The 7,370-nt window shown below is 73.2% G+C and carries 5 protein-coding genes and 1 pseudogene; 3 read left to right on the top strand and 3 right to left on the bottom strand.

What is annotated here, in order from left to right:
- Positions 1–90: 90 nt before the first annotated feature.
- Both AOK18_RS34865 and AOK18_RS27660 read left to right on the top strand, forming a co-directional pair.
- Positions 91–386 (top strand): annotated as a pseudogene (locus tag AOK18_RS34865) (BCCT family transporter); the annotation flags it as partial.
- 3 nt (positions 387–389) lie between these two features.
- The coding region (locus AOK18_RS27660; protein ID WP_240503337.1) for a BCCT family transporter at positions 390–2,160 on the top strand (1,771 nt) is incomplete at its 5' end.
- Positions 2,161–2,252: 92 nt separating this feature from the next.
- Here the strand turns inward: AOK18_RS27660 and AOK18_RS27655 are convergent.
- The gene (locus AOK18_RS27655; protein ID WP_055696100.1) at positions 2,253–3,089 is read right to left on the bottom strand and encodes an alpha/beta fold hydrolase; all 837 of its coding nucleotides are present in this window, start codon (positions 3,087–3,089) and stop codon (positions 2,253–2,255) included.
- 561 nt (positions 3,090–3,650) lie between these two features.
- Here AOK18_RS27655 and AOK18_RS27650 point away from each other — a divergent pair.
- Positions 3,651–5,312 (top strand): TlrC/CarA/OleB/SrmB family ABC-F type ribosomal protection protein, encoded by a 1,662-nt coding sequence (locus AOK18_RS27650; protein ID WP_055696099.1) that lies wholly within the window; start codon positions 3,651–3,653, stop codon positions 5,310–5,312.
- 184 nt (positions 5,313–5,496) lie between these two features.
- Here the strand turns inward: AOK18_RS27650 and AOK18_RS27645 are convergent, their stop codons facing one another.
- Entirely contained in the window at positions 5,497–6,339 is an 843-nt protein-coding gene (locus AOK18_RS27645; RefSeq protein ID WP_055696098.1) for a class II fructose-bisphosphate aldolase, read from the bottom strand.
- A 173-nt stretch (positions 6,340–6,512) separates the two neighbouring features.
- On the bottom strand, positions 6,513–7,370 hold an 858-nt coding region (locus AOK18_RS27640), incomplete at its 5' end, for an SIS domain-containing protein (RefSeq protein ID WP_055696097.1).

The raw sequence follows: 7,370 nt of genomic DNA, 5'->3' as shown, positions 1-7,370 counted from the left end.
GGCGGCACCGAACGGCGGCGCCACGGCCAGGAGGCCGAGAACCGTCCCCCCGTCTCCAGCCGGGAGCTCAGCAAGGCACCCGCGGAACTCATCGAGGAGCCCGGCCCCCGCGTCAATTGGCGCGTCTTCGTCATCGCCTCGGCCGTCATCGTCGCCTTCTCCCTCTGGGCCATGTTCGCGCCCGGGCACGCTGCCGGCACCATGCGGGCCATGGTGGCCTGGATCGCGGAGAACCTCGGCTGGTTCTACGTCCTGACCATCACCGTGGTGATCGTGTTCGTCCTCTGGGTCGCGCTGTCCAAGGAGGGGTCCGTCCGGCTCGGCCCCGACCACTCCCGGCCGCAGTACAAGCTCTTCACCTGGGTGGCCATGCTGTTCGCCGCCGGNNNGTACATGGCTCCGCCGGCGGGCGAGGGCGGGACGGCCGCGGCCGCCCAGGACGCCGTGGTGTGGACCATGTTCCACTACGGCGTGGCCGGCTGGGCCATGTACTCGCTGCTCGGCATGGCCATGGGGTACTTCGCCTACCGCTGGGGCATGCCGCTGTCCATCCGGGCCGCCCTGTACCCCCTGCTCGGCAAGCGCGTCCGCGGCGGGATCGGCGACGCCATCGACATCGTCACCCTGGTCGGCACCGTCTTCGGCGTCGCCACCTCCATGGGCATCGGCGTCGTGCTGCTGAACGTCGGCTTCGCCTGGCTGTTCGGCCTCCCGGAGGGCCTGGCCCTGCAGATCGCGCTGGTGGTCGTGGCCGTGATCATGACCATCGCCGCCTGCACCTCGGGCCTGGACAAGGGAATCCGGCTGATCTCCGAGCTGAACATCTGGAGTGCGGCGGCCATGCTGCTCTACATCCTGGTGACCGGAGAGACGGCGTTCCTGCTCAACGCGCTGGTGGAGAACATCGGCCGGTTCGTCTTCTCGCTGCCGGACCGGACCCTGCAGACCTTCGCCTACCAGGAGGGGGGCTCCGAGTGGATGGCCGGCTGGACCCTGTTCTTCTGGGCGTTCTGGCTGGCCTGGGGCCCGTTCGTGGGACTGTTCCTCGCCCGCATCTCCCGCGGCCGGACCCTGCGCGAGTTCGTCATCGCCGCCATCACCGCCCCGGTGCTCTGCGACTTCCTGCTCGTGAGCATCTTCGGCAACAGCGCCATGCACCAGGTCCTGAACGGCAACACGGAGTTCGCCCGGCAGGCCGTGGACAGCCCGGAGAAGGGCTGGTTCGCGCTGCTGGAGATGTTCCCCGGCGCCGCCTTCCTGATCGGCCTCGGCACGCTGTCCGGATTGCTGTTCTACCTCACCAGCGCCAACTCGGGCGCCATGGTGATGTCCAACTTCTCCTCCTCGATCCCCGAACCGTCACAGGACGGGGCGAAGTGGCTGCGCGTCTTCTGGGCGGTGCTCACCGCGGTGCTGACCATCGCGATGCTGGTGGCCGGCGGGGTCACCACCATGGAGTACGCGACGCTCATCTTCGCCCTGCCGGTGACGGTCATCGCCTGGCTGGTGATGGCCTCCTTCTCCAAGGCCCTGCGCATGGAGCGGGCCGAGCGCGAGGGCCGGGTCCTGCGCCGGCAGTCGACGGCGGCGCACGGTGGCCAGGCGCCCGAGCGCACCTGGCGGCAGCGGCTGGAGCGGATGCGCTCCTACCCCTCGCAGAAGCAGGTGGCCCAGTTCATGGAGCGCACCGTGCAGCCGGCGCTGGCCGACGTGGTCCGCGAGTTCGGGAAGCAGGGGTACCAGGCCACGCTGGACCCGGTCCCGAACGAGCACGCCGGCATCCCCGGCCACGCGCTGGTGGTCACGATCCCCGAGCACCGCGGCTTCCACTACCAGGTGCAGGCCGTCGAGGCCCCGGTGCCGATGTTCGGCGGACGCATGTCCCGGCAGACGGACGTCTACTACCGGGTCGAGGTGTTCACCCAGACCGGCTCCGAGGGCTACGACCTCATGGGCCTGTCCCACCAGCAGGTGATCGACGACGTCCTGGACCGCTACGAGGCGCACCTGGGCTTCCTCACCTACTCCACCCAGCACGACTACGCCTCCGTGCTCACGCCGTCGGTCGCGGCCACCACGGGCGCCCGCCCGGTGGCGGGGCCCGCGGGGCCGCGGAACGACGCCGGTGCGGACACGGCGGGCGCCGGGCCGAAGCCGTAGGGCTGCTCCGGCGGCCGTCCGGAGGTGAGTCGCCCCCCGCGGAGCACCGGGAGGGACGGCGCCGGACCCGCCGAACCGCTCGAACGGCGAGCTCACCCCTCGAGGAACTCGGTGATCCGGGGGGCGAGCTTCTTCGGGGCCATGACGACGGCACCGTGGTCGAGGCCGGGCAGGGTGCGGTGGTCGGCCCGCGGCAGGATCCCGGTGAGGGCGCGGGCGGCGCGCTGGAAGGCCGCCGGGCTCTTGCCGCCGGTCAGCACGCGGGTGCGCACGGCCACTCCCTTCCACTCCGCGGCGTCGAGCGGCTTGCCTCGCTGGGTATCGCCCATGACCGCGATGTCGTAGGGCAGGGTGCGGGCCAGTCCGGTGAGGCTCGCCCACGTCCTCGGCATGAGCCTCATGAGGAACACGGCGATGCGGGGCATGCCCTGCACCCTGGTCATGAAGTACGTGACCGCGTCGCCGTGCCGGCCTTCCGCGAGCAGCGCGGTGATCCGCCGCGCGAGGTCCTCGGGTGGTCCGTCGTCGCCCTCGGCGACCACGAACGGCGGCTCGTACAGGGCCAGGCGGTCGACCTTCACTCCGGCGGCAGCCGCGCGCAGGGCGAGGACCGCTCCGGAGGACGAACCGAACAGCGACGCCGAACCGCCGACGTGTTCGATCAGGGCGGCGATGTCCTCGATCTCGCGCTCGGGGGCGTAGGCGTCGGCGTCGCCGCTGGCACCCCGTCCGCGCCGGTCGTAGTTGATCACGGTGAAGTGCCGGGCGAGGAGAGCCGCGAGTCCGGTGGTGTCGGAGCGGTCGGCCAGTGCCGAGGCGACCAGGACGACGGCCGGTCCGCTGCCCGACCGCTCGAACGCGATCTCGGTGCCGTCGGCGGAGACGACGCGGGCCTCGGCTGCGACCGACCGCTCTCGGGCTGTTGACATGTCCGTCTCTCCAGTTCACGTAGGGGCCGCACCGCTGTGACGCGAGGTGCTGCCGGTGAGACTCCCGCGGGGCGGAGAACTCATCGGTGCTCCGCCGAGCCGGCTCCTCGGCGTTCACGGCAGGCGTCCTCCAGGACGAGAACCGGGCACGGGCTGCCGGTGGAACAAAGAGGCGCCGGCGAGACCCGGGTGCGCGAGTGCCTCGCCTCGCGGCAAGACCCCGGGCGGCCGGCGTGCCGGCCGTCGTGGGCGGCACGGACCGTCGCCCCGTGCTCCCCGGTGTGCCGCCGCGTCCGCGGGGGCCATATCCCCTTGCCGGGCTCCGGGCGCCCCTCTATGGTTTCTCGCATGGGATCTCTGTGAGGACGAGGGTGCGCGGCGTTGAGCTCGGCTCCGTCGCCGCATCCGGCAGCGTGCTCGCGACGCGCCACTGACCCACGCCACCGCCCGGCCGGTTCCGTCGACTGCCGGCCGTGGGGGTGTCCGCGTCGCCCCTCCACGGCCGTTCCGCCGAGCGCGCTCACGCCTTCCCCCGTCCTCACGACGTATCAGGAGACACGCGTGCCCACTGCGCAATGCGCACTGCATGACATCACCAAGCGTTACGACGACCACCTCGTGTTCGACCGGGTCGGCTTCAGCATCGCGCCGGGCGAGAAGGTCGGTGTGATCGGCGACAACGGCTCGGGCAAGTCCACGCTGCTCAAGCTCCTCGCCGGGCGCGAGCGGCCCGACGACGGAACGCTCACCGTGGTCGCCCCCGGAGGCGTCGGCTACCTGGCGCAGACGCTGGAACTGCCGCTCGACGCCACCGTCCAGGACGCCGTCGACCTGGCCCTGTCCGACCTGCGCGAGCTCGAAGCGGCGATGCGCCGGGCCGAGGCGGAACTGGCCGAGCACGACACGGACGGTCCGGGAACCGAGCTGGCCGCCGGCCTCCGGCACTACGCCGGCCTCGTCGAGCGGTACCAGGCCCGCGGCGGCTACGAGGCCGACGTGCGGGTGGAGGTCGCGCTGCACGGCCTCGGGCTGCCGGGCCTGGGCCGCGGCCGGGAACTCGGGACCCTCTCCGGCGGCGAGCGCTCCCGCCTCGCCCTCGCCGCCACCCTGGCCTCGGCGCCGGAACTGCTGCTGCTCGACGAGCCGACCAACGACCTCGACGACCGGGCGGTGGAATGGCTGGAGGAGCACCTGGGGGGCCATCGCGGCACCGTGGTCGCGGTCACCCACGACCGGGTGTTCCTCGACCGGCTCACCACCACGGTCCTGGAGGTCGGCTCCGGCCGCGTCGCCCGCTACGGCAACGGCTACGAGGGCTACCTGACGGCCAAGGCCGTGGAGCGCGAGCGACGGCTGCGGGAGTACGAGGAGTGGCGTGCCGAACTCGACCGCAACCGGGGGCTGCTCGCCTCCAACGTGGCGCGGATGGACGGCATCCCGCGCAAGATGCCCCTCTCCGTGTTCGGTCACGGCGCGTACCGCAGGCGGGGACGCGACCACGGTGCGATGGTGCGGATCCGCAACGCCAAGCAACGCGTGGCGCAACTGACCGAGAACCCGGTCGCGGCCCCCGCGGACCCGCTGTCCTTCACCGCCCGCATCGACACCGCGGGCCCGGGGGCGGGAGAGGCGGAGCAAGCGGTGGCCGAGCTGACCGGCGTGCGCGTCGCGGACCGGCTCGCCGTCGGCTCTCTGCGCATCCGGCCGGGCGAGCGGCTGCTGATCACCGGCCCCAACGGCGCGGGCAAGACGACCTTGTTGCGGGTGCTCTCCGGAGAACTGGAGCCGGACAGCGGCTCGGTGGACGTCGGCTGCCGGGTCGGGCACCTGCGGCAGGACGAGATGCCCTGGCCGCCCGGGGCGACCGTGCTGCGGGCCTTCGCCCACGGCCGGGACGGCTACCTGGACGACCATGCCGGGAAACTGCTCTCCCTGGGCCTGTTCAGCCCGTCCGACCTGCGGCGGCGGGTGGAGGAGCTGTCGTACGGGCAGCGGCGCCGGATCGAGATCGCCCGGCTGGTGAGCGACCCGACGGACCTGCTGTTGCTGGACGAGCCCACCAACCACCTCACCCCGGTGCTGGTGGAGGAACTGGAACAGGCCCTGGTGGACTACCGGGGTGCCGTGGTCGTCGTCACCCACGACCGCCGGATGCGCTCCCGGTTCACCGGTGCCCGGCTCACCATGGAGCACGGGAGCATCACCGGGTTCAGAGCAGCCTGAGCCCTCACGGCCTGAGTCCTCGCAGGCCGACTCCTCCGCACCCACGGGGGCACGGGCTCCGGGGCCGCGTCGGCCGGCGCTCGCCGGGCCCCGGGCCCGGGTCCGGCGAGCGCGGCCCGGGCCGGCCGGGGGCGTCGCCACCGTGGAGCGAACTCTGCCGCATTTCCAACGCGTTCGCCGTGCTTCAGGCTCGTTCGCCGTGCAGCACCGCGAGCAGGTGCGCCACCTCGCCCGCGACGGCGTCGCGGGCGGGGCCGAGGTATGTGCGGGGGTCGACGGTCTCCGGGTGCGTCCGCAGACAGGCGCGGGCGGTCCGGGTGAACTCCTCGTTCAGGCGGGTGGAGATGTTGATCTTCGTCATTCCCGCCCCGACGGCCCTGGCCAGTCCGTCGTCCGCGACCCCGGACGAGCCGTGCAGGACCAGCGGGACGCCCACCGCGTCGCGCAGCCTGGTGATGAGTGCGAAGTCGAGGACGGCGTCCCGGGTGGTCATGGCGTGGGAGCTGCCCACCGCCACCGCCAGGGCGTCGACCCCGGTGGCGGCGACGAAGTCCCGCGCCTCCCGGGGGTCGGTGCGCACCCCCGGGGTGTGCGCGCCGTCCTTGCCTCCGACCTCGCCGAGTTCCGCCTCGACCCACACGCCGCGGGCGCGGCAGTGGTCCGCGACCTCCCGGGTCGCCGTCAGGTTCTTCTCGTACGGGAGTCCGGACGCGTCGAACATGACGGACGTGAAGCCGAGCCGTACGGCCTCGTGCACCAGCTCGGTGGACCGAGCGTGGTCGAGGTGGACGGCGACGGGCACGCGCGAGGTGCGTGCGACGGCGAGGGCCGCGAGCCCGATCGGTGCGAGCGCTCCGTGGTAGCGGACGGTGTTCTCGCTGATCTGCAGGATCACGGGCCGCCGCGCGGCCTCGGCGCCGTTCACTATGGCTTCGGCGTGTTCGAGCTGCACCACGTTGAACGCCCCGGCTCCCACCCCGTCCCGGGCGGCGGGGCCGACGATGTCCTCGGTGGGGGTGAGCGGCATGGACGTCCTCCACGGTCACGGCGGTACGGATGCGCAGACGGGTGCCGGCGTCGAAGCCGCCGGCCACGGGACGGGGGACGGCGGCAGCCGGCGGCGCCAAGGCCCCGCGCGGGACGCCGGGCCGGCCCCCGCCGTCGTCAGGGGCGGTCGCCCGGCCGGGCGCGTCGTTCTCCTCAGGCACGGCTGTCCTGGAGGACGACGGAACGGGTCAGGTTGCGGGGCCGGTCGGGGTCGTACCCGCGTGCCTCGGCGAGCGCGACGGCGAGGCGCTGGGCGCGTACGAGGTCGGCGAGCGGGTCCAGGTCCGCGGGCGTTCCGGTGGAGTCCGCGACCAGGGTGCCCCCGGCCCGGGCGACGTCGTCGGCCAGACCTTCCGGGAGCCCTCCGAACGCCCAGGTGACCCGGCCCGGACCGGCGATGCTGATGGGCCCGTGCCGGTACTCCATCGCCGGATACGCCTCGGTCCAGGCGCCGGCGGCCTCCCGCATCTTCAGGGCGGCCTCCAGCGCCAGGCCGCAGGTCCAGCCGGTGCCCAGGAAGGTGACCTGCTCGGCTCCGGTCACGGTGGCGTCGAGGGGCTGCGCGACGGCCCGTTCGGCGTCGCGGATCGCGGCGTCCAGGGGCCGTACACCGGCGGGCAGGGCGTCCTCCGACTCCAGGTGGGCGCGCAGCAGGGCGAGGTTGGCGGTGGCGAACCGGGTCTGGACGACCGACTCCTCGTCGGCGAAGTCCAGTACGGCGACGGCGTCGGCCGCCCGCATCACGGGCGTCGCGGGGTCGGCGGTGACGGCGCCGGTGGCGACCGTGCCCTTCATCCGGCGCAGCAGGTCGAGGACCTCGGTGGTGGTGCCGGACCGGGTGAGGGCGAGGACCCGGTCGTAGCGCCGGCCGAGCGGGAATTCGGAGGCGGCGTACGCGTCGGTCTCGCCGTGGCCGCCGGTCTCCCGCAGGACGGCGTAGGACTGGGCCATGAACCAGGAGGTGCCGCAGCCGACGACGGCGACGCGCTCCCCGCGCCGGGGCAGGGCCGC

Source organism: Streptomyces prasinopilosus, assembly GCF_001419695.1.
Taxonomy (GTDB): Bacteria; Actinomycetota; Actinomycetes; order Streptomycetales; family Streptomycetaceae; genus Streptomyces; species Streptomyces prasinopilosus.
The sequence above is the reverse complement of the archived record's forward strand: the minus strand, read 5'-3'. Positions and strand labels throughout refer to the sequence as shown.

Coding starts and splice junctions, on each gene's coding strand:
- AOK18_RS27645 (WP_055696098.1), bottom strand. CDS start 6,339: ATGCCGCTCACCCCCACCGAGGACATCGTCGGCCCCGCCGCCCGGGAC.
- AOK18_RS27655 (WP_055696100.1), bottom strand. CDS start 3,089: ATGTCAACAGCCCGAGAGCGGTCGGTCGCAGCCGAGGCCCGCGTCGTC.